Source organism: Pseudomonas sp. 910_21 (genome assembly GCF_052850735.1).
In genome coordinates this window covers 743516-763636 of sequence record NZ_VXCY01000003.1, presented here as the reverse complement: position 1 = coordinate 763636, position 20121 = coordinate 743516, and the positions used below count along the sequence as shown (strand labels likewise).

Genomic DNA, 20121 nt, shown 5'->3' with positions numbered 1-20121 from the left:
GCTTACTTGGCTGCGCGCTCTTTGGCGATCAACTGGTCGGCGACGCTCAGCGCGCCTTCAGGACCACCGGCGGTACCCAGGTCGAAACGGTACTTGCCGTTGACCACCATGGTCGGTACGCCAGTGATCTGATAGGCCTGAGCCTTCTTCTTGGCATCTTCGACCTTGCCTTTGACGGCGAAGGAGTTGTAGGTGCTCAGGAACTTGTCCTTGTCGACGCCTTCGGCTACCAGGAATTCGGCCATCTCTTCTGGAGTGGCGAGTTTCTTGCCGCTATGGATGGCTTCGAATACGGCCTTGTGAACCTTGTGCTCTACGCCCATGGCTTCCAGGGTGATGAACAGTTGGCCATGAACGTTCCAGATACCGCCGAACATCGCCGGGATACGCACAAAGTTGACATCGCTAGGGAGTTTTTCAACCCAGGGATTGATGGTCGGCTCAAAGGCGTAGCAGTGCGGGCAGCCATACCAGAACAGCTCCACCACCTCGATCTTGCCAGGCACGGCAACCGGAACGGCGCTGCTCAACTCGACATATGTTTTACCGGCTTCAAGCGGTTCGGCGGCTTGAGCGGTCACGCCAAACAGGCTGGCGGTGACGAGAGCGGCGCTGAGAATCAGATTACGCATGCTTTACTCCTGGACAATTTTGGCGCCTCGCGCGACCTGAATTCAGACAGATCATGGCGGGCTTGAGTTCGCTAGTGTAGCGGCAGACGCCATAAAAAAGGGCGGCCTGAGCCACCCTTTATGCTTGCACCGTCAGATTAATCGATCATTAACGTTGCCGCGGCTCAACACCCTCGGCAGCTTGATCGAGCTGGCCTTAGTGCAGGCCCTGAATATAGCTGGACACCGCCTCGATGTCTTTGTTGCTCAGCTTGCCGGCGATGCTGCGCATGACCATGGTATCGCCGTCGTTGGTGCGATTGCCTTCGCGGAAGTCGGTCAACTGCTTGGCCACATATTGTGCGTGCTGCCCACCCAGATGAGGGAAGCCGGCCGCTGCGTTACCCGCGCCATTTGGCGAGTGGCAGCCGGTGCAGGCAGGCATGCCCTGGTCCAGTTTGCCGCCACGGAAGAGTTCTTCACCACGGGCCACGACTTTAGGATCGGCGGCGCCGACGCTGCCTTTCTGGCTGGCGAAGTAGGCGGCGATGTCAGCCAGGTCCTGATCGCTCAGATTGGTCAGCAGACCGGTCATTTCCAGCACTTGCCGCTTGCCGGACTTGATATCGTGCAACTGCTTGTCCAGGTACTTTTCCCCCTGACCCGCCAGCTTGGGAAAGTTTGGCGCCATGCTGTTCCCATCAGGGCCGTGGCAAGCGCCACATACTGCGGCTTTCGCCTGACCGGCAGCAGCGTCGCCTGCGGCATGGGCGACACCTGTGATGCCCAAGGTCAACAGCAGACTCACGAGTAATTTGTTCATCAGCTAATCCAACTACGGCTAAGGGTTAAGAGTTATGGACCGGGATCACTCGCTCATCCAATGGATGATGACTCGGTAATCCTCGGCACTGCAGTCCATGCACAAACCACGCGGCGGCATCGCCTTGAAACCCTGGGTCACGTGTTGCACCAGCGTCTCCATACCTTGCGCCAACCTCGGCGCCCAAGCTTCCTGGTCGCCCTTGCGGGGCGCCGTGGGTAGTTGGCCGGAATGACAAGCCCCACAAACACGGTTGTACACAGCTTCCGGATCCTGTGTAGCCTGAGCGCTGTAAAGCGGCATCAAGACACCGGCAGCTAGCAGCCATTTCGTCATAAAACGACCTTTTCAGGGTTGAGAGCGTGCTGCGTTCTAATGCGCATTCAAGGTTTATCGCTCTCGTGAACTTCATCCTACGCTGGGACAAAGCGCACACAAAATCTGCGGCATTATATACTGGCGTTACTGAAACGGAAACGACACCGCTCGCCGCGTCCACTCTCGGCATCGCCCCTATCGGAAATCCCATGCAACTCAAGAACCCCATCCTCGGTCTGTGCCAACAGGCTACGTTCATGCTCAGCGCCGCCAAAGTCGATCAATGCCCTGACGATGACGGCTTTGAAGTGGCCTTTGCCGGGCGCTCCAATGCCGGTAAATCCAGCGCCCTGAACACCCTGACCCACGCCAGCCTGGCCCGTACCTCGAAAACCCCGGGTCGCACGCAGTTGTTGAACTTCTTCAAGCTAGACGACGATCGCCGTCTGGTCGACCTGCCGGGCTACGGTTACGCCAAAGTACCGATCCCGCTGAAGCAGCACTGGCAGCGTCACCTGGAAGCGTACCTGGGGAGTCGCGAGAGCCTCAAAGGCCTGATCCTGATGATGGACATCCGTCATCCGATGACCGACTTCGACTTATTGATGCTGGACTGGGCGGTAGCCAGCGGCATGCCGATGCACATCCTGCTGACCAAGGCCGACAAGCTGACCTACGGCGCGGCCAAGAACACCCTGCTCAAGGTGCAGTCGCAGATCCGCAAGGGCTGGGGCGAAGCGGTCACCATCCAACTGTTCTCGGCCCCCAAGCGCATGGGCCTGGAAGAGGCCTACACCGTGCTGGCAGGCTGGATGGAGCTGGCCGACAAAGGCGCTGAAATCGAGGCCTGAGGGACGTAGGGAAAACTGTCTGGGGGTTGATCAGGCAAGGCAAAAGCGCGGTGCGAAAACGGAGTTTACTGGCTGTAAATGAGCATTTCGCGCCGCGCTTTTAACGCCGCATGATCATTTCCCAGGCAATTTTCAGGCAAAAAAAACCCCGGACTTCGTATGGGGAGGGGGAAGTTCGGGGTTCAAGTTCTAGACCGCTAGGGCGGGGTCCAGATATCTGCCAACACTTAACACAACATAGGAGCATCGAAGGGCTTCACCAGCCATTCAGTAACTCTGAGTGGGCTTTCACCGATTTAGTTCCGGCGCGTTGCAAAAACTATTGGCAATAATCGATGAAATTTTCTGTGCTAATAGCCCCTCGCCAGCTTTTACCGCGACACTATGCCGCGGCAAAAACCGCTTAAAAGAGCCCTTAGTGGGCCTCATCCCAGTTATTTCCCACCCCGACTTCAACCAATAACGGCACATCCAGGGTTGCGGCGCCGCTCATGTGCCCGCGAATCTCGTCACGTACTTGGTCCACCAGGTCCTCACGCACCTCCAGCACCAGTTCGTCGTGTACCTGCAGAATGACCCGTGCATCCAGACCCGAGGACTCCAGCCAGTTGTCCACCGCCACCATGGCCTTCTTGATGATATCCGCCGCCGTGCCCTGCATCGGCGCGTTGATCGCGGTGCGCTCGGCTCCGGCACGCTCTTGCGGCTTGTTGGAGTTGATCTCCGGCAGGTACAACCGGCGCCCGAAGATGGTCTCTACATACCCTTGGTCCGCCGCCTGGGCACGGGTGCGGTCCATATATTCGCGAACACCCGGATAGCGGGCGAAATAGGTATCGATGTAGGCCTTGGCCTGCTTGGTATCGACGCCGATATCCTTGCCCAGCTTCTGCGCGCCCATGCCATAGATCAGGCCGAAGTTGATGGCCTTGGCACTGCGACGCTGATCGGACGTAACGTCCTTGAGCTCCACCTTGAACACTTCGGCAGCCGTGGCGGTGTGCACATCCAAGTTGTTGCGGAAGGCATTGAGCAGACCTTCGTCCCGCGACAGGTGCGCCATGATCCGCAACTCGATCTGCGAATAGTCCGCTGCCAGCAGCTTGTAGCCGGCCGGGGCGATAAAGGCCTGGCGAATACGCCGACCTTCCGCGGTGCGCACCGGAATGTTCTGCAGGTTCGGATCGCTGGAGGACAAACGCCCGGTAGACGCCACGGCCTGATGATAGGAGGTGTGGATACGCCCCGTGCGCGGGTTGATCTGCTCCGGCAGGCGATCGGTGTAGGTGCTTTTCAGCTTGCTCATGGAGCGGTACTGCATCAACACCCGAGGCAGCGGATAGTCATCTTCCGCCAGCTTGGCCAGCACCTCTTCAGCGGTGGAAGGTTGACCCTTGGCAGTCTTCTTCAGCACTGGCAGGCCAAGTTTGTCGTAGAGGATCGTCCCCAATTGCTTGGGCGAACCCAGGTTGAACTCCTCACCGGCGATCTCGAAAGCCTCGCGCTCAAGGGCAACCATCTTGTCCCCCAATTCGATGCTCTGAACCCCCAGCAGCTTGTCGTCCACCAGAGCACCCTGACGCTCGATCCGCGCCAGGACCGGCACCAGCGGCATCTCGATATCGGTCAATACGCTGGCCAGGCTCGGAATGGCTGTCAGTTTCTCGAACAGCACCTGATGCAGACGCAAGGTCACATCGGCATCTTCAGCAGCATACGGCCCCGCCTGCTCAAGGGGGATCTGATCGAAAGTCAGCTGTTTGGCGCCCTTGCCGGCGATGTCCTGGAAACTCACGGTGCTGTGGTCCAGGTACTTCTGCGCCAGGCTGTCCATGTCATGGCGAGTGGCGGTGGAGTTGAGCACATAGGATTCGAGCATGGTGTCGAAGGCAATGCCGCGCACGGTGATGCCGCTGGCCTGATCACCACCTATGGCGCAATTGGCCAGGATGTTCATGTCGAACTTGGCGTGCTGACCGACCTTGAGCAGTTTGGGATCTTCCAGCAACGGCTTCAAAGCCAGCAGCACAGTGTCGCGATCCAGCTGCTCCGGAACACCCATATAGGAGTGGGTCAACGGAACGTAGGCCGCTTCCCCGGCCTTGACCGAGAAGGACAGCCCCACCAGTTGCGCCTGCTGTGCATCGATACCGGTGGTCTCAGTATCGAACGCCATCAGCTTGGCGTTTTTCAGTTTCTCCAGCCAGACCGCAAAACGCTCCTGGTCGAGGATGGTTTCGTACTGCAACTCAAGTGGCGCCTGCTCCGCTGCTGCCGGTTGCTCTGCCACCGTCTCAGGCGCCTCGGCAGCGCTGAGCTCGACGCGCTTGGCGTCACGCTGCAAATCATCGAGCCAGCTCTTGAATTCCAGCAGGCTGTAGAGCTCCGCCAGTTTCTCGCGGTCGGGCTCGCGCAGGTGCAGGTCATCCAGCCCCACATCCAGGGCCACATCCACCTTGATGGTCGCCAACTGATAGGAGAGAAAGGCCATCTCCTTGTGCTCTTCAAGCTTGGCCGGCAAGGTCTTGGCGCCGCGAATCGGCAGGGTCGGCACGATATCGAGCTGCTCGTAGAGCTCCTTCAGGCCGCCATTGACCCCAACCAGCAGCCCGGAAGCAGTCTTCGGACCAATACCCGGTACGCCCGGAATGTTGTCGGAAGAATCGCCCATCAGTGCCAGGTAATCGATGATCTGCTCGGGAGCGACGCCGAATTTCTCCTTCACGCCCTCCACATCCATGCTGCTACCGGACATGGTGTTGACCAAGGTAATGTGCCCGTCGACCAACTGGGCCATGTCCTTGTCACCGGTGGAAATCACCACCGGGCGATCCGCCGCCGCGCTGCTGCGGGCCAGGGTGCCGATCACGTCATCGGCCTCGACCCCTTCCACACACAGCAGCGGGAAGCCCAGGGCGATCACACTGGCGTGCAGCGGCTCGATCTGCACCCGCATATCGTCGGGCATGCTCGGGCGGTTGGCCTTGTATTCGGCGTACATGTCATCGCGGAAGGTCCCGCCCTTGGCATCGAAGACCACCGCGAACGGGCTGTCCGGGTACTGCTTGCGCAGGCTCTTGAGCATGTTCAACACGCCCTTGACCGCGCCAGTAGGCAGGCCTTTGGAGGTGGTCAGAGGTGGCAACGCGTGAAACGCGCGGTACAGATATGAAGAACCGTCCACCAGGACGAGGGGGGCTTGGCTCATGAGCGCGATCAACCTTTTCGGCGGGTCCGGCGCTAGAATAGCGGGACCGTTGACGACAAAGGGACAAGGTTATCATGCGCACACTAAATCGCTTGCTGCTGACCGGCTTGATTGCAATCGCTCCATTGGCCGCGATCGCCGCAGAAGATGCGCCATCCGCGGACCCGGAAGTGACCATTCGCACGGAAGGCGACAAGACCATCCAGGAATACCGGCAAAATGGCTTTCTGTACGCCATCAAGGTCACGCCCAAGGGTGGTAAACCCTACTTCCTGGTGCGCGCCGATGGCTCCGACGGCAACTTCATCCGTTCGGATCAGCCGGATATGCTGATCCCTTCGTGGAAAATCTTTGAGTGGTAAACCACTCCGACTTCAACTCAATGGCGCTGGCTGGATAGCGGCGCCCGTACTGGCAGTTTTTAACCATGTCTGTGTTCACCCCCCTGGCTCGGCCCGAGCTGGAAACCTTTCTCGCCCCTTATGGGCTCGGCCGCCTGCTTGACTTCCAGGGGATCGCCGCTGGTAGCGAAAACACCAACTTCTTCATCAGCCTGGAACAGGGCGAGTTCGTCCTGACCCTGGTGGAGCGCGGCCCGGTCCAGGAAATGCCATTCTTCATCGAACTGCTGGACGTACTGCACCAGGCCGACCTGCCGGTGCCTTATGCACTGCGCACCACAGACGGCGTGGCCCTGCGGGAACTGGCATGCAAGCCGGCGCTGCTGCAACCGCGCCTGGCGGGCAAGCACATCAAGCAAGCCAACGCCCAGCATTGTGCTCAGGTGGGTGAGTTGCTCGGGCATCTGCACGTGGCGACCAAGGACAACATGATCAAACGCAAGACCGATCGTGGCCTGGACTGGATGCAGGAAGAGGGCACCCAGCTGCTGTCGCACCTCGATGCTCGCGCTCAGAACCTGCTGCAGCGGGCGCTGGATGAAATCACCGAGCAGAAGATCAGGATCCTCGCCCTGCCTAGGGCCAACATCCACGCCGATCTGTTTCGCGACAACGCGATGTTCGAAGGTACCCACCTGACCGGCCTGATCGATTTCTACAACGCTTGCTCGGGGCCGATGCTCTACGACGTGGCCATTGCCTTGAACGACTGGTGCTCCGACGCCGAAGGCGTGATCGACGGCTCGCGGGCCCGGGCCCTATTGGGCGCCTATGCGGCACTGCGGCCATTCACTGCCGCCGAGGCAGAACTCTGGCCGACCATGCTGCGGGTGGCCTGCGTGCGCTTCTGGCTGTCACGGCTGATTGCCGCCGAAAGTTTCGCCGGGCAGGACGTACTGATTCACGATCCGATGGAGTTCCAGCAGCGCCTGGCACAGCGGCAACAGGTCAGCCTCACGCTGCCGTTCGCCCTGTAAACCCTTCGCGGGCAAGCCCGCTCCTACAGAGCGAACCTGTAGGAGCGGGCTTGCCCGCGAAAAACACCCCGCAACAATCACTGCTTAAAGCTGCTCCAGACAGCCCGCCAGATCGTTCCCCAATTTCTCCAGCACCTGCTCATAGCCCTGAGCGGTCGCGGGCGTATACCCGCCCAGCGCGTCGAGCTCCGCCAGCGTCACCGGCAAGCCGGCCACCAACGTCTCGGCCAGCCGTGGACGCAGAGGTGGCTCGCTGAACACACAGGTCTTGCCCACCTGCTGCAAACGCGCGCGCATGGCCGCCACGTGCTGCGCGCCCGGCTGCACTTCCGCAGCAACGCTGAACACCCCGGTGTGCTTGAGGCCATAAGCGTCCTCGAAGTAATCGAACGCCTCGTGGAACACGAAGTAGGGCTTGCCGGCGATCCCCGCCAGGCGAGCCTTCAAGCGAGTATCCAGGGCATCCAGACGCTCAGTGAACGCTTTCAGGTTGCTCTGGTAACGGGCAGCGTTGGCCGGGTCGGCAGCACTCAAGTCCGCAGCGATACGCGTCGCGATCACCCGGGCATTCAACGGCGACAGCCACAGGTGGGCATCCAGGGTCCCCGGGCGATGATCGTGATCATGTTCGTCGGCTTCTTCGGAATGCGAGTGGCTATCCTCGGCGAAATGGCGAAGCTTCATGCCCGGTAGATCCTGCACCGCCACCGACGGCAGGCTACGGCCCTTCAATACCCGCGGCAGAAAACCCTCCATGTCCGGGCCGATCCAGTACAGCAGGTCCACACTCTGCACCTTGCGTACGTCCGACGGGCGCAGTGCATAGTTGTGCGGCGAAGCGCCCGGCGGCAGTAGCACCTCGGGAATGGCCACGCCATCCTGCACCGCCGCAGCGATCAGTTGCAGCGGCTTGATACTGGTGAGTACCCGGACTTCGGCCTGGGCCGAGCCGATCGCGAACAAGCTGAAGGTAAAAGCGACAAAAAGGCGAAAAAGTGTGGGCACGATGGACACTCGAAGAGGCGAGAACGGGTAACATAATAACGTCTCTCACAAACCTCGTCGCCGCTCATGCCTAAAACACCCCTTGCCAGCCGTCCACACGACCACTCTCACTGCGTACACAGCGCACTGTCTGAGGCCGACGCCCTGTGCGCACGGCAAGGCCTGCGCCTGACCGCCCTGCGTCGGCGGGTGCTGGAGTTGGTGTGGCAAAGCCACAAGCCCCTGGGGGCTTACGACATTCTCGCCGTACTCAGCGAGCAGGACGGTCGTCGCGCCGCCCCGCCAACGGTTTACCGGGCCCTGGATTTCCTCCTGGAAAACGGCCTGGTACACCGCATCGCCTCGCTTAACGCCTTCGTCGGCTGCAACCACCCGGAACACGCGCACCAGGGTCAGTTCCTGATCTGCCGCGAATGCCACGCCGCCATCGAGCTCGAACAGAAATCCATCAGCGACGCCATCGTCACCAGCGCCCGCGACGTCGGCTTCGTGGTCGAGGGCCAGACCGTCGAAGTGGTCGGGCTCTGCTCGGGCTGCCAGGGGGCTTGATGAGCACTGCGTTGATCCGCCTCGAGCAGGTCGGGGTGACCTTTGCCGGGCAGAACGTGCTGGACAACATCCAGCTCAGCGTCGAGCCCGGGCAGATCGTGACCCTGATCGGCCCCAACGGTGCCGGCAAGACCACCTTGGTGCGTGCCGTACTGGGCCTGCTCAAGCCCGACAGCGGCAGCGTCTGGCGCAAGCCCAAGCTGCGGGTCGGCTACATGCCGCAAAAGCTCCATGTCGACCCGACCCTGCCCCTGTCAGTGCTGCGCTTTCTGCGCCTGGTACCGGGCGTGGATCGCAGCCGAGCCTTGGCTGCCCTCAAGGAAGTCGGCGCCGAGCAGGTGATCGACAGCCCGGTGCAAAGCATTTCCGGCGGCGAAATGCAGCGCGTGCTGCTGGCCCGGGCATTGCTGCGCGAGCCTGAACTGCTGGTACTCGACGAGCCGGTACAAGGTGTTGACGTCGCCGGCCAGGCCGAACTCTACAGCCTGATCACCCGCCTGCGGGACCGTCATGGCTGCGGCGTACTGATGGTCTCCCATGACTTGCATCTGGTGATGAGCACCACTGACCAGGTGGTCTGCCTCAACCGCCACGTCTGCTGCTCCGGCCACCCCGAACAGGTCAGCGGCGATCCCGCCTTCGTCGAGCTGTTCGGCAAGAACGCGCCGAGCCTGGCGATCTACCACCACCATCACGATCACGCCCATGACCTGCATGGCTCGGTGGTCACCCAGCCCGCCGCGGGCCACCCCCATGTCCATGGAGAAAACTGCAAGCATGGCTGATTTTCTGCTCTACGCCCTGCTCGCAGGTTTGGCCCTGGCGGTGGTTGCCGGCCCCTTGGGGTCCTTCGTGGTCTGGCGGCGCATGGCCTACTTTGGCGACACCCTGTCCCATGCTGCGCTCCTGGGGGTCGCCCTGGGTTTTCTGCTGGATGTCAGCCCCGCGGTGGCAGTCACCGTAGGCTGCCTGTTGCTGGCGGTGCTGCTGGTGACCCTGCAACAACGCCAGCCCCTGGCATCCGACACGCTGCTGGGGATTCTTGCTCCCAGCACCCTGTCCCTGGGCCTGGTGGTACTAAGCTTCATGCATGAAGTGCGAATCGACCTCATGGCCTACCTGTTCGGTGACCTGCTGGCGATCAGCCCTGGCGATCTGGCGTGGATTCTCGGCGGCAGCGCAGCGGTGCTGTTGCTGCTGGTGGCACTGTGGCGCCCCTTGCTGGCAATCACCGTGCACGAGGAGCTGGCCAAGGTCGAAGGCCTGCCCGTGGCTTCGCTGCGCCTGGCGCTGATGCTGTTGATCGCTGTAGTGATCGCGGTGGCGATGAAGATTGTCGGGGTATTGCTGATTACCTCGTTGCTGATCATTCCGGCCGCTGCGGCACAGCGTCACGCCCGTTCGCCCGAGCAGATGGCCCTGGGCGCAAGCCTGCTAGGCATGCTCGCGGTGTGCGGCGGGCTGGCGCTGTCCTGGTTCAAGGACACCCCGGCCGGGCCGTCGATCGTGGTCACGGCCGCCGCACTGTTTCTGCTGAGTTTTGTTCTGCCCCGTCGAGGGGTGTAGACTTGCTCGCTTTTTGCGCAAATAGAGAGTCGCAGGAATGAAGCCGTTCGCCTCCCGTTATCTGCTCCTTGTCGCATTCTCCCTGCTGCTGGGGGCCTGCCAAAGCACGCCACCGGCGACCACCGAGGTCCCCGATGCGCGGGCTACGGCCATCGCGCAGCTGGAACAAAACATTGCCAGCAGTGAGCTGGCCACCGCTGAAGACCAACTCAGTGCATTGCAGGCACAAACGCCTGACGACCCACAGTTGGTGCAATACCAGCGGCAGATTGCCGAAGCCTATCTGCAGCGCAGTCAGATCGTCCTGCAAAAGGGTGACGTGAATGCCGCCGCCACTGCCCTGAGTCGCGCCCGGGCGCTGATGCCCAAGGCACCGGCGCTGACCGGCGGAGTCAACAACGCCATCGCTCATGCACGCAAGGCCGAGCTGGACCAGGCCGAAGCCGCCTTGAAGGCCGCCGAGGCGCGCCCACCGGCCAAGTTGATCGATCCTGCGGCCCCGAGCACCACCATCGCCTTGAACGTCACCGATATCCGCAAGCTGCGTCATCAGCTCGATGCCCTGGCCGCCGATGTGGTGAATTATCAGTGCGACGTGAGCATCCAGGTGCCGCGCACCGAGGATTATCCCTGGCTGTCGACCTTGCTCGGCAAGCGGGTGAAGAAGCTCGACCCGGACTTTGAACAGAAGATCAGCCGGCAGATCGTGCGCCACGTGCCGGCGCAGATGGTGCTGACTCCGCGCAAGGCGCAGTAAACCTTCGCCGGCAAGCCGGCTCCTACGGGGGGAGCCGGCTTGTCGGTGAAGGTGTGTTCAGGCCGGGATTGCCTTGGCCTTTTCCTCCCGACTCCAGACCCGATGCTGAGCGATGGCAGCAAAGAACGCCTTCAGCGCCTTGGCATCCGTCCCCAGGATCAAGCCTTCATCCGCCTCCAGTCTGAGGTTGTGCAACAGCTCCCGGGCCTCACCGTGCAAGGCAATCGCCTTGAGGTGCTTGTACGCCTCCAGCAGGTAATGCAGCGCCACGCCATTGCCGCTCAGGGTCTTGATCGACTGCACGCCTCCCGGCACGAACACCGCGTCGAACGCCACTGACGGCAAGCCTTCCATGGAAGCATCCACCGGCAGGCGCTTGCCATCCGCGGTGGTAACCGGTGCCGAGGTTGGCCCCAACAGCTTGGCGTGTGCCCCTTCGGCCTTGAGAGCCTTCTTCAGCGCATCAATCGCGGCACCATCGACGCCGTTGGCCGCAAGGATTGCCACTTTCCGCGTTTTGATATGACCCGGCAGCAGGTTCGCCTGACTCAGGGCCGGCGAGCGTGTCAGCGACGTCTTGCGCTCTGCCACAGTGGCTTTCGTCGGCGCGGCCAAGCCCAGGTTCTCGGCCACGCGCCCGGCCAGGTGCAGATCGATATTGGCGAGGATCTCATTCACTTGCCGCTCACGAATCCACTGCCGCTCGACCTTGCCCAGCTCGAAGCTGTAGGCCGCGATGATGTGTTCCTGCTCGTGCTTGCTCATGCTGTTGAAGAACAGCCGCGCCTGGGAGAAATGATCGCCAAACGACTCGCTGCGCTGACGGATCTTGTGGGCATCGATACGCTCGTTATAACTCTCGAAACCACCATCCTGAGCCGCCGGCGGGGTTTCTTTCGGCCAGCCCCCATCAATGGAGTTCGGCTCATAGGCAGCCCGCCCCCTGTCGATGGTGGTGCGGTGCATCGCGTCACGCTGACCATTGTGCAAAGGGGTCAGTGGTCGGTTGATGGGCAGCTCATGAAAGTTCGGCCCACCCAGGCGACTGATCTGGGTATCGGTGTAGGAAAACAGCCGCCCTTGCAGCAACGGATCGTTGGAAAAATCGATCCCCGACACGATGTGCCCCGGGCAGAAGGCCACCTGCTCGGTTTCGGCAAAATAGTTGTCCGGGTTGCGGTCGAGCACCATCTTGCCCAGAGGCGTGATCGGCACCTGCTCCTCGGGAATCAGCTTGGTGGGGTCGAGTATGTCGAAGTCGAAGCTGTGCTCGTCTTCCTCGGCGATGATCTGCACGCCGAACTCCCACTCCGGGTAATCGCCGGCCTCGATGGACTCCCACAGGTCGCGACGGTGGAAGTCGGTGTCCTTGCCCGCCAGCTTTTGCGCTTCATCCCAGACCAGGGAACAAGTACCGGCAGTGGGTCGCCAGTGAAACTTGACGAAGCTCGAACGCCCCTCGGCGTTGATCAACCGAAAGGTGTGCACGCCAAACCCCTGCATGCTGCGCAGGCTTTTCGGAATGGCCCGGTCGGACATGGCCCAGATCACCATGTGCGCCGACTCCGGCTGCAGGGAGACGAAGTCCCAGAAGGTGTCGTGGGCCGAACCGCCGGTGGGGATCTCGTTGTGGGGTTCGGGTTTCACCGCATGCACGAAGTCGGGGAACTTGATGGCGTCCTGGATGAAGAACACCGGCATGTTGTTGCCCACCAGGTCGAAGTTGCCCTCGTCGGTGAAGAATTTCACCGCAAAACCCCGTACATCGCGCACGGTATCGCCGGAACCTCTCGGCCCCTGGACCGTGGAAAAACGCACGAACACCGGAGTCTTTTTCCCCGGGTCACGCAGGAAACCAGCCTTGGTCAGGGCCGAATGATTGTCGTAGCTCTGGAAGTAGCCATGGGCGCCGACGCCCCGGGCGTGGACGATGCGCTCGGGAATCCGCTCATGGTCGAAGTGGGTGATCTTCTCCCGCATGATGAAGTCTTCCAGCAGCGAAGGACCACGAGCGCCCGCCTTGAGACTGTTCTGGTTGTCAGCGACTTTCACCCCCTGGTTGGTGCGCAGGGCCTGGCCCGTGGCGTCGGAGCGGAACGGCTCCAGGCTCTGCAACTTACTGTTGCTGTTGCCTCGGTCCAGGGTATCGGTCCCCGCCATCTGGCTTTTCGGGGTACTGGTTTTTTTCGTACTCATCAGACAAAAACTCCTCGTTGGCGAAATCCCTGGCGTGCCCGGGGCTTCGTGAGCAAAGGCTCCCGGGCACGGCACCTGGGAGCTTTCGAGTGGCTTAAGTAGTGACTGACGAGGAACAGGCACCGTTCCTTTTTTATGACCTTTGATCGCGTTATTGCCAAATGGCAGGATGATTGCGAAATAAATGCTAAGAACCTCTATACGGACAGGCTAAAATGCGCGCCCGGCTAACCGCTGATCCTTTTCTAACGCGCCCCACAAGGTTCGCTACGTGATCGAGTTTCAAAACGTCCATAAAACCTACCGGGTCGCCGGTAAGGATATTCCCGCCCTGCACCCGACCAGTCTTCGGGTCGAGAATGGCCAGGTGTTCGGCCTGATCGGACATTCCGGCGCGGGCAAAAGTACTCTGCTGCGCCTGATCAACCGCCTGGAAAACCCCAGCGGCGGTACGATCATCGTCGACGGCGAAGAAGTCACCGCGCTGGACGCCAACGGCCTGCGCCGCTTCCGCCAGCAAGTCGGGATGATCTTCCAGCACTTCAATCTGCTGTCCTCCAAGACTGTGGCCGACAACGTTGCCTTGCCGCTGACCCTGGCCGGCCAGCTGTCGCGCAGCGACATCGAACGCCGTGTGGCCGAGTTGCTGGAGCGGGTCGGTCTGTCCGACCACGCCAAGAAATACCCGGCACAGCTGTCCGGCGGCCAGAAGCAGCGCGTCGGCATCGCCCGCGCCCTGGCCACCAAGCCGAAGATCCTGCTGTGCGACGAAGCCACCAGCGCGCTCGATCCACAGACCACGGCGTCGGTCCTGCAACTGCTGGCCGAGATCAACCGCGAGCTGAACCTGACCATCGTCCTGATCACCCACGAGATGGACGTGATCCGTCGCGTCTGTGACCAGGTGGCGGTCATGGACGCCGGCCAGATCGTCGAACAGGGCTCGGTGGCCGAGGTGTTCCTGCACCCCAAGCACCCGACCACCAAACGCTTCGTCCAGGAAGACGAGCAGATCGACGAAAACGAGCAACGCGACGACTTCGCTCATGTGCCGGGCCGTATCGTGCGCCTGACCTTCCAGGGCGATGCCACCTACGCACCGCTGCTGGGCACTGTGGCCCGGGAGACCGGGGTCGATTACAGCATCCTCGCCGGACGCATCGACCGCATCAAAGACACCCCTTACGGGCAACTGACCCTGGCCATCACCGGCGGTGACATGGAAGCGGCCTTCGCCCGCTTCACCGCGGCGGATGTCCACATGGAGGTGCTGCGCTAATGAGCGGCTTACTGCATTACTTCGACAACGTTGACTGGGCCGATATCGGGGTGGCGACCAGCGACACCATGGTCATGCTCAGCACGTCCCTGGTATTCACCGTACTGGTCGGCCTGCCGCTGGGGGTCTTGCTGTTCCTGTGCAGCCCAAGGCAGTTGCTGGAACAGAAAAATGTCTATTCGGTCCTGGGCTTTGTGGTCAACGCCATCCGCTCGCTGCCGTTTATCATCCTGCTGATTGTGATGATTCCGACCACTATCCTCATCACGGGCACCTCCCTGGGTGTGGCGGGCGCCATCCCACCGCTGGTAGTGGGCGCTTCCACCTTCTTCGCGCGCTTGGTAGAAACCGCTCTGCGTGAAGTGGATCGCGGCATTATCGAGGCCACCCAGGCCATGGGCGCCACGACCCGGCAGATCATCATGAACGCCCTGCTGCCCGAGGCCTGCCCCGGTATCATCGCGGCGATCACGGTCACCGCCATCGCCCTGGTCGGCTACACCGCCATGGCCGGTGTCGTGGGTGCAGGCGGCCTCGGCGACCTGGCCATTCGTTATGGTTACCAGCGTTTCCAGGACGATGTGATGGTGGTTACCGTGGTGATGCTGATTGTGTTGGTTCAGGTTCTGCAAACCGTTGGCGATAAGCTGGTGGTGCACTTTTCCCGCAAATAATTGCAATCGCCGGCCCTGGCCGGCAGGCGCCCGGGGTCGGGCGACTTACAAGGAGCTTGTTCGATGAAAAAACTACTCGTCGCTTTCGCAGCCGTTGCCGCGTTCTCCGCGCACGCCGCCGAAACCCTGACCGTGGCCGCCACGCCGGTGCCCCACGCCGAGATCCTGGAATTCGTCAAACCGGCCCTGGCCAAAGAAGGCGTGGACCTGAAGGTCAAGGTCTTCACCGACTACGTGCAGCCCAACGTGCAAGTGGCCGAGAAACGCCTGGACGCCAACTTCTTCCAGCACCAGCCGTACCTGGATGAGTTCAACAAGGCCAAGGGTACCCACCTGGTAAGCGTGGCCGGCGTGCACCTGGAACCCCTGGGCGCCTACTCCAGCAAGTACAAGCAACTCTCCGAGCTGCCAGGCGGCGCCACCGTGGTGATCCCCAACGACGCCACCAACGGCGGTCGCGCCCTGTTGCTGCTGGACAAGGCCGGCCTGATCAAGCTCAAGGATTCCAACAACATCCTGGCCACCATCAAGGACATCACCGAGAACTCCAAGGACCTGAAGTTCCGTGAACTGGAAGCCGCCACCATCCCCCGCGTGCTGACTCAGGTCGATCTGGCCCTGATCAACACCAACTACGCCCTGCAGGCCAAGCTCGACCCTTCCAAGGATGCCCTGGTGATCGAAGGCAAGGATTCGCCTTACGTGAACATCCTGGTAGCCCGTCCTGACGACAAGGATTCGGACGCCATGAAGAAACTGGTCGCCGCCCTGCACAGCCCGCAAGTGAAGCAATTCATTCTCGAGAAGTACAAAGGCGCCGTGCTGCCAGCGTTCTGATCGACTGCAGAAATGCAAACGGGGCGCCTTTGGGCGCCCCGTTTCGTTTCAGATGCTCCTACAACACACCGTAGGAGCCGGCTTGCCGGCGAAGAACCACAACCCGCCCCGTCCTTACGGACGCTGCAACATCAGCGGCAGCTGGGCCACCAGCTTCTGGTTGTTCAGCGGTGCCCGGATAAAGCCACGCTGGCTGCCATCCGGACCGATCACTGCGAGGTTGCCACTGTGATCCACGGTGTAGTTGGGCTTGCTGGTGTCTGCCGGAATGAAGGGGATGCTCACGGCGTTGGCGAGTTTCTGCAGGTCTTCCACCGAGGCGGCGGTCAGGCCCTTGAAGTCCTTGTCGAAGTAGCCCAGGTATTGCTTGAGCTGCTGCGGCGTGTCGCGGTTGGGATCGACGCTGACCAGGATCACCTGCAGCTTGTCCACCGCCTCCTTGGGCAGCTCGCTCTTGATCTGCCGCAGTTGCGCCAGAGTGGTGGGGCAGATGTCCGGGCAGAAGGTGTAGCCGAAGAACAGCAGGGACCATTTGCCCTTCAACTCGTCGATCACCACGGGCTGGCCGTCCTGATCGAGCATCTTCACCGCGGGCAGGGTGCGGCTCTGGGGCAGGAGGATGATGCCGGCGTCGATCAATGCGGTGGGATCGCCCTGACCCTTGCCGGACAGTACTTTGTTGACGGTCAGCCCCAGGACCAGGGCCACCAGCGCAACGAGAATAAAGACGGTTTTCTGAGTTCGAGTCATAGGTTCAACAATAGGTAGTGGTCTACGAGCAGGGCGATGAACAGCAGGAACAAGTAATAAATAGAGTACTTGAAGGTGTTGATCGCCGCGTGCGGCCGAGTGCCACGGTACAGCACCCAGGCCCATTGCAGGAAGCGCCCGCCCAGGGCCAGGGCGCACACCAGATACAGCACGCCGCTCATGTGGATGGCATAAGGCAGCAGGCTCACCGCCAGCAAGGCAAAGGTGTAGAGCAGGATATGCACCTTGGTGTAGTGCTCGCCGTGGGTCACCGGCAGCATCGGGATATCGGCCTTGGCGTACTCCTCCTTGCGATGGATGGCCAGGGCCCAGAAGTGCGGCGGAGTCCAGGCGAAAATGATCAGTACCAGCAGCAGCGGCTCGGCGCTCAAGTGCCCGGTAGCAGCAACCCAGCCCAGCAGGGGCGGCGCCGCACCCGCCAACCCGCCGATCACGATGTTCTGCGGCGTCGCGCGTTTCAGAAAGCCGGTATAGACCACCGCGTAGCCCAGCAGGGAGGCCAGGGTCAGCCAGGCCGTGAGCGGATTGGTGAAAGCCAGCAGTAACGCTTGCCCAGCCAACGCAAGCAACAGGGCGAACACCAAGGCCGCCCGGGGCGAAACCCGGCCTTCGGCCAGGGGCCGTTTGTGGGTACGGGCCATCAGCGCGTCGATGCGCCGGTCCACCACATGGTTCACCGCTGCCGCTCCACCCGCGCACAGGGCAATGCCCAGGTTGCCAAACACCAGCACCGTCCACGGAACCCCGGCGCGGGTGGCGAGGAACATGCCCACCAGGGAGGTGATCAGCATCAGCACCACCACCTTGGGTTTGGTCAGCTCCAGGTAATCGCGCCAGATGGCCTGGGGATGCTGACGTTCGCCAATCAGAGTCGCCATGGCATCTCTCCTTTGATGGTGATGGGACCCGCCATCTGTTTGCGCGGGCTGAGGCGCCAGCCCAGGGGCAGGCGATCCCGGGCCTGTACCAGGCTGGTACGGGCGTGATAGTTGACCAGCACCAGGGTCAGCAGCAGCGCCGCCCCCCCGGCGTTATGCGCCACCGCCACCGGCAGGGGCAAATGGAACAGCACGTTGCTCAGGCCCAGGCTGATCTGCGCCGCCAGCGCCACCAGCACCAGGCCGGCCAGACGGGTCATGCCGGTTTGCCGCAACTGCCAGGCCAGCCCCAGCAATACCAGGGTCACCAGCACCGCGCCCACCCGGTGGGTCATGTGGATGGCGGTGCGGGCGTCACTGTCCAGTTGCCCACCCAGGTAGTTGGGGCCGATGTGCTGAGTCAGGTGAAAGCCGTTGGCGAAATCCATGTTCGGCCACCACTGGCCATGGCAGGTGGGCAGGTCGATGCAGGCCACGGCGGCGTAATTGGAGCTGACCCAGCCGCCCAGGGCGATCTGCCCGATCACCAGTACCAGCCCGGCCGTGGCCCAGTATTGCAGGCGGCGCGGCACGATCAGCGCCGGCAGCACGCCGGACAGGCGCAAGGTCAGCAGGAACAGCAGGCTCAAGGTGGCGAAGCCCCCCAGCAGGTGCGCCGTAACCACTTGCGGCCAGAGCTTGAGGGTGACCGTCCACATGCCGAAGGCCGCCTGGGCAAACACCACCGCCATCAGGAACAGCGGCAGCTTCAGGGGCTGCCCGGGATGCCGCCGATGGGTCCAGGCTCGGGCCGCCAGCAGCACGATCAACAGCCCCAGAGTGCCGGCGAAATAGCGGTGGATCATTTCGTTCCAGCCCTTGTGGGCTTCCACCGGGGTGTCGGGAAAATGCAGTTCGGCATGGGCCAGTTGGGCTTCGCTTTTCGGCACGCTGATAAAACCGTAGCAGCCGGGCCAGTCCGGGCAGCCGAGGCCGGCGTGGGTCAACCGGGTGTAAGCGCCCAGCAGCACCACGATCAGTGCCAGCAAGGTGGCAAACAACGCGAGGCGAAATCCAGGTTTGGCCATGACGATGCCCTTATCCGATGTTCGACAGTTTCAGCAGGTGCCGCAGGTCGTTGAGCAGATCCTTGCCCTTGACCCGAGCGTCGTAGCGCAGCACCAGATTGCTGTGGGGGTCGACTATCCACAGCTGCGGCGCATCCTTGTCGTTGGCGCCTTTGACAAAGGTCCCCAGGTCCAGGGGGTAGCGTTGCAACTGCGGGTACTCGCGCTGCAGCCTGGCTTCGTATTCGGCGCTCAGCGGCTGGGCGCTGGCCAAGGCATGGCTGGCCCGCGAAGCATCGCGGCCCAGGGCCACCTGGATCTGCCGCGCCAGGTACACCAGTTGCTGGCAATCGGCATCGCACGCCTTGGGGGCCGTGACCAGGATCTGCCAGCGATCCTCCTCGGACTGCACACCGATCTGCGCCCGGGTCTGGCCGTTGCCGATCAGCTCACCGTGATAACTACGGCTTTCCGGCACCCAGAACTGCAGCTTGTACATGCCCGTGGCAAGGATCATCGGACCGATCACCATCAGCAGGATCAGGATCAGTTGCCAGCGGCCGCGACGCCGGTTGGGCACCTGGGCGTCAGAGATGTTGGGTGGATTCATGGCCGTTCCCATGGCGTTTCTCCCGTGCGTTGTGCCAGCCGAAATAGAGATAGAGGAGCAGCAGGGCCAGGGCCATGGCGAACCACTGCACGGCATAGCCCAAGTGTTTTTCCGGCCCCATGGCCACCACCGGCCACGCGGTGAGGTAGGCGCCAGCACCGGACTCCTGGCGCACTTCATGGTTGAAGCCGCTGCGGCCAAGCTCGGCCCAGAGTGCCTCCGGGGCCACCGCGGTGATCAATCGTGGCCAGCGAGCACCGGCCGGGTCGGCATGCAGCTGGAACGCCGCGCCCGGAGAAACGTAGACCCAGGCATCCAGGCTGAGGCTCTGCTCCGGGGTGCTGAATGCCGGCGGCGTGCGCCGATCGGGCCAGGGCAGCCAACCGCGATTGACCAGCAACCAGCGCCCGCTGGCCTGATCGAGGAAGGGTTGCAACAGCTCGACCCCGACCTTGCCGTCGTGCAGGCGGTTGTCCAGCAACAGGCTGTGATCGGCATCGAAATGACCGTGCAGGCGCACCCGGCGAAAGGAAGGGTCCTCGACCGCCAGCAACTCGAACAAAGGCACCGGCTCGGCCACGCGGCGCTCGGCGTAACTGGCCAGCAGTTGGCGCTTCTGCTCGCCACGGCTCAGTTGCCAGCAGCCCAGGGAAACCAGCACAGGCAGCAGCAACAGCACCACCAGGGTCGGTACGACTCCTGGCCGGAAGCCTTTCATGACCGGCCCGCCAGGCTGAGAAATCCACTCGCTATACTGCTGTACA

21 protein-coding genes are annotated in these 20121 nt (G+C 62.0%); 10 read left to right on the top strand and 11 right to left on the bottom strand.

Translation table 11 applies throughout. The features are described from left to right. Positions 1–2: 2 nt before the first annotated feature. From FW796_RS13580 to FW796_RS13570, 3 genes are all read right to left on the bottom strand, one after another. Complete coding sequence (locus FW796_RS13580; RefSeq protein ID WP_346634649.1) at positions 3–632, bottom strand: thiol:disulfide interchange protein DsbA/DsbL; 630 nt, start codon at positions 630–632, stop codon at positions 3–5. Positions 633–828: 196 nt separating this feature from the next. Next, a complete protein-coding gene (locus FW796_RS13575; protein WP_346634650.1) occupies positions 829–1434 on the bottom strand; it encodes a c-type cytochrome in 606 nt (201 codons plus the stop codon). Between the two features lie 45 nt (positions 1435–1479). Further along, on the bottom strand, positions 1480–1770 hold the full coding sequence (locus tag FW796_RS13570; RefSeq protein ID WP_025132045.1) for a c-type cytochrome: 291 nt from the start codon (positions 1768–1770) through the stop codon (positions 1480–1482). A 191-nt stretch (positions 1771–1961) separates the two neighbouring features. On the opposite strand from FW796_RS13570, the gene yihA reads away from it, so the two are divergent. After that, the gene (yihA, locus tag FW796_RS13565) at positions 1962–2603 is read left to right on the top strand and encodes a ribosome biogenesis GTP-binding protein YihA/YsxC (RefSeq protein ID WP_123723777.1); all 642 of its coding nucleotides are present in this window, start codon (positions 1962–1964) and stop codon (positions 2601–2603) included. 415 nt (positions 2604–3018) lie between these two features. On the opposite strand, the gene polA is transcribed toward yihA, so the two are convergent. Further along, positions 3019–5811 carry a DNA polymerase I gene (polA, locus tag FW796_RS13560; RefSeq protein ID WP_404937993.1) on the bottom strand — a complete coding sequence of 931 codons (2793 nt, stop codon included), beginning with the start codon at positions 5809–5811 and terminating at the stop codon, positions 3019–3021. Positions 5812–5885: 74 nt separating this feature from the next. Between polA and FW796_RS13555 the strand changes: the two genes are divergently transcribed. Beyond that, on the top strand, positions 5886–6173 hold the full coding sequence (locus FW796_RS13555; protein WP_346634652.1) for a DUF2782 domain-containing protein: 288 nt from the start codon (positions 5886–5888) through the stop codon (positions 6171–6173). A gap of 65 nt (positions 6174–6238) precedes the next feature. Then, positions 6239–7189: a homoserine kinase gene (locus FW796_RS13550; protein WP_446439458.1), complete on the top strand. Its 951-nt coding sequence runs from the start codon at positions 6239–6241 to the stop codon at positions 7187–7189. An 84-nt stretch (positions 7190–7273) separates the two neighbouring features. Here FW796_RS13550 and FW796_RS13545 read toward each other — a convergent pair whose 3' ends face one another. Next, positions 7274–8203: a zinc ABC transporter substrate-binding protein gene (locus FW796_RS13545; protein ID WP_346634654.1), complete on the bottom strand. Its 930-nt coding sequence runs from the start codon at positions 8201–8203 to the stop codon at positions 7274–7276. Between the two features lie 57 nt (positions 8204–8260). Between FW796_RS13545 and zur the strand changes: the two genes are divergently transcribed. The 4 genes from zur to FW796_RS13525 are packed head-to-tail and all read left to right on the top strand — an operon-like array spanning position 8261 to position 11066. After that, positions 8261–8743, top strand: a complete 483-nt coding sequence (gene zur / locus FW796_RS13540; RefSeq protein WP_016963931.1) for a zinc uptake transcriptional repressor Zur — start codon at positions 8261–8263, stop codon at positions 8741–8743. After that, positions 8743–9528, top strand: coding sequence for a zinc ABC transporter ATP-binding protein ZnuC (gene znuC / locus FW796_RS13535; protein WP_123723772.1), 786 nt, complete (start codon positions 8743–8745; stop codon positions 9526–9528). The genes zur and znuC overlap by 1 nt, the downstream gene beginning before the upstream one ends. Further along, on the top strand, positions 9521–10309 hold the full coding sequence (znuB, locus tag FW796_RS13530; RefSeq protein ID WP_102862489.1) for a zinc ABC transporter permease subunit ZnuB: 789 nt from the start codon (positions 9521–9523) through the stop codon (positions 10307–10309). Before znuC ends, znuB begins: the two co-directional genes overlap by 8 nt. 37 nt (positions 10310–10346) lie before the next feature. Beyond that, positions 10347–11066 carry a PA5502 family lipoprotein gene (locus tag FW796_RS13525; RefSeq protein ID WP_346634655.1) on the top strand — a complete coding sequence of 240 codons (720 nt, stop codon included), beginning with the start codon at positions 10347–10349 and terminating at the stop codon, positions 11064–11066. 57 nt (positions 11067–11123) lie between these two features. Here FW796_RS13525 and katE read toward each other — a convergent pair whose 3' ends face one another. Beyond that, on the bottom strand, positions 11124–13337 hold the full coding sequence (gene katE, locus FW796_RS13520) for a catalase HPII (RefSeq protein WP_446439457.1): 2214 nt from the start codon (positions 13335–13337) through the stop codon (positions 11124–11126). Positions 13338–13533: 196 nt separating this feature from the next. Between katE and FW796_RS13515 the strand changes: the two genes are divergently transcribed. The 3 genes from FW796_RS13515 to FW796_RS13505 all read left to right on the top strand — a co-directional run bounded on the left by FW796_RS13515 (position 13534) and on the right by FW796_RS13505 (position 16052). Next, positions 13534–14541 (top strand): methionine ABC transporter ATP-binding protein, encoded by a 1008-nt coding sequence (locus tag FW796_RS13515; protein ID WP_346634657.1) that lies wholly within the window; start codon positions 13534–13536, stop codon positions 14539–14541. Further along, on the top strand, positions 14541–15215 hold the full coding sequence (locus tag FW796_RS13510; RefSeq protein ID WP_346634658.1) for a methionine ABC transporter permease: 675 nt from the start codon (positions 14541–14543) through the stop codon (positions 15213–15215). Before FW796_RS13515 ends, FW796_RS13510 begins: the two co-directional genes overlap by 1 nt. A 63-nt stretch (positions 15216–15278) precedes the next feature. Beyond that, positions 15279–16052, top strand: coding sequence for a MetQ/NlpA family ABC transporter substrate-binding protein (locus FW796_RS13505; RefSeq protein ID WP_346634659.1), 774 nt, complete (start codon positions 15279–15281; stop codon positions 16050–16052). Between the two features lie 114 nt (positions 16053–16166). On the opposite strand, the gene FW796_RS13500 is transcribed toward FW796_RS13505, so the two are convergent. From FW796_RS13500 to FW796_RS13480, 5 genes are read right to left on the bottom strand one after another with little or no spacing between them, the layout of a single operon-like run. Beyond that, on the bottom strand, positions 16167–16802 hold the full coding sequence (locus FW796_RS13500) for an SCO family protein (RefSeq protein WP_346634660.1): 636 nt from the start codon (positions 16800–16802) through the stop codon (positions 16167–16169). Next, positions 16799–17701, bottom strand: coding sequence for a heme o synthase (gene cyoE / locus FW796_RS13495; RefSeq protein WP_404937989.1), 903 nt, complete (start codon positions 17699–17701; stop codon positions 16799–16801). Before cyoE ends, FW796_RS13500 begins: the two co-directional genes overlap by 4 nt. Beyond that, positions 17689–18768: a COX15/CtaA family protein gene (locus tag FW796_RS13490; RefSeq protein ID WP_346634662.1), complete on the bottom strand. Its 1080-nt coding sequence runs from the start codon at positions 18766–18768 to the stop codon at positions 17689–17691. Before FW796_RS13490 ends, cyoE begins: the two co-directional genes overlap by 13 nt. 10 nt (positions 18769–18778) lie before the next feature. After that, on the bottom strand, positions 18779–19369 hold the full coding sequence (locus FW796_RS13485; protein ID WP_346634663.1) for a hypothetical protein: 591 nt from the start codon (positions 19367–19369) through the stop codon (positions 18779–18781). Next, the gene (locus FW796_RS13480; protein ID WP_404937988.1) at positions 19335–20075 is read right to left on the bottom strand and encodes an SURF1 family protein; all 741 of its coding nucleotides are present in this window, start codon (positions 20073–20075) and stop codon (positions 19335–19337) included. Before FW796_RS13480 ends, FW796_RS13485 begins: the two co-directional genes overlap by 35 nt. Between the last annotated feature and the right edge of the window lie 46 nt (positions 20076–20121).

What these genes read in the sequence shown, in the direction of transcription:
- cyoE (WP_404937989.1), bottom strand. Translation starts at nt 17,701, where the DNA reads ATGGCGACTCTGATTGGCGAACGTCAGCATCCCCAGGCCATCTGGCGC.
- zur (WP_016963931.1), top strand. Translation starts at nt 8,261, where the DNA reads ATGCCTAAAACACCCCTTGCCAGCCGTCCACACGACCACTCTCACTGC.
- polA (WP_404937993.1), bottom strand. Translation starts at nt 5,811, where the DNA reads ATGAGCCAAGCCCCCCTCGTCCTGGTGGACGGTTCTTCATATCTGTAC.
- FW796_RS13485 (WP_346634663.1), bottom strand. Translation starts at nt 19,369, where the DNA reads ATGGGAACGGCCATGAATCCACCCAACATCTCTGACGCCCAGGTGCCC.
- FW796_RS13490 (WP_346634662.1), bottom strand. Translation starts at nt 18,768, where the DNA reads ATGGCCAAACCTGGATTTCGCCTCGCGTTGTTTGCCACCTTGCTGGCA.
- znuC (WP_123723772.1), top strand. Translation starts at nt 8,743, where the DNA reads ATGAGCACTGCGTTGATCCGCCTCGAGCAGGTCGGGGTGACCTTTGCC.
- FW796_RS13580 (WP_346634649.1), bottom strand. Translation starts at nt 632, where the DNA reads ATGCGTAATCTGATTCTCAGCGCCGCTCTCGTCACCGCCAGCCTGTTT.
- FW796_RS13500 (WP_346634660.1), bottom strand. Translation starts at nt 16,802, where the DNA reads ATGACTCGAACTCAGAAAACCGTCTTTATTCTCGTTGCGCTGGTGGCC.
- FW796_RS13555 (WP_346634652.1), top strand. Translation starts at nt 5,886, where the DNA reads ATGCGCACACTAAATCGCTTGCTGCTGACCGGCTTGATTGCAATCGCT.
- FW796_RS13570 (WP_025132045.1), bottom strand. Translation starts at nt 1,770, where the DNA reads ATGACGAAATGGCTGCTAGCTGCCGGTGTCTTGATGCCGCTTTACAGC.
- znuB (WP_102862489.1), top strand. Translation starts at nt 9,521, where the DNA reads ATGGCTGATTTTCTGCTCTACGCCCTGCTCGCAGGTTTGGCCCTGGCG.
- FW796_RS13510 (WP_346634658.1), top strand. Translation starts at nt 14,541, where the DNA reads ATGAGCGGCTTACTGCATTACTTCGACAACGTTGACTGGGCCGATATC.
- yihA (WP_123723777.1), top strand. Translation starts at nt 1,962, where the DNA reads ATGCAACTCAAGAACCCCATCCTCGGTCTGTGCCAACAGGCTACGTTC.
- FW796_RS13480 (WP_404937988.1), bottom strand. Translation starts at nt 20,075, where the DNA reads ATGAAAGGCTTCCGGCCAGGAGTCGTACCGACCCTGGTGGTGCTGTTG.
- FW796_RS13505 (WP_346634659.1), top strand. Translation starts at nt 15,279, where the DNA reads ATGAAAAAACTACTCGTCGCTTTCGCAGCCGTTGCCGCGTTCTCCGCG.
- FW796_RS13575 (WP_346634650.1), bottom strand. Translation starts at nt 1,434, where the DNA reads ATGAACAAATTACTCGTGAGTCTGCTGTTGACCTTGGGCATCACAGGT.
- FW796_RS13550 (WP_446439458.1), top strand. Translation starts at nt 6,239, where the DNA reads ATGTCTGTGTTCACCCCCCTGGCTCGGCCCGAGCTGGAAACCTTTCTC.
- FW796_RS13525 (WP_346634655.1), top strand. Translation starts at nt 10,347, where the DNA reads ATGAAGCCGTTCGCCTCCCGTTATCTGCTCCTTGTCGCATTCTCCCTG.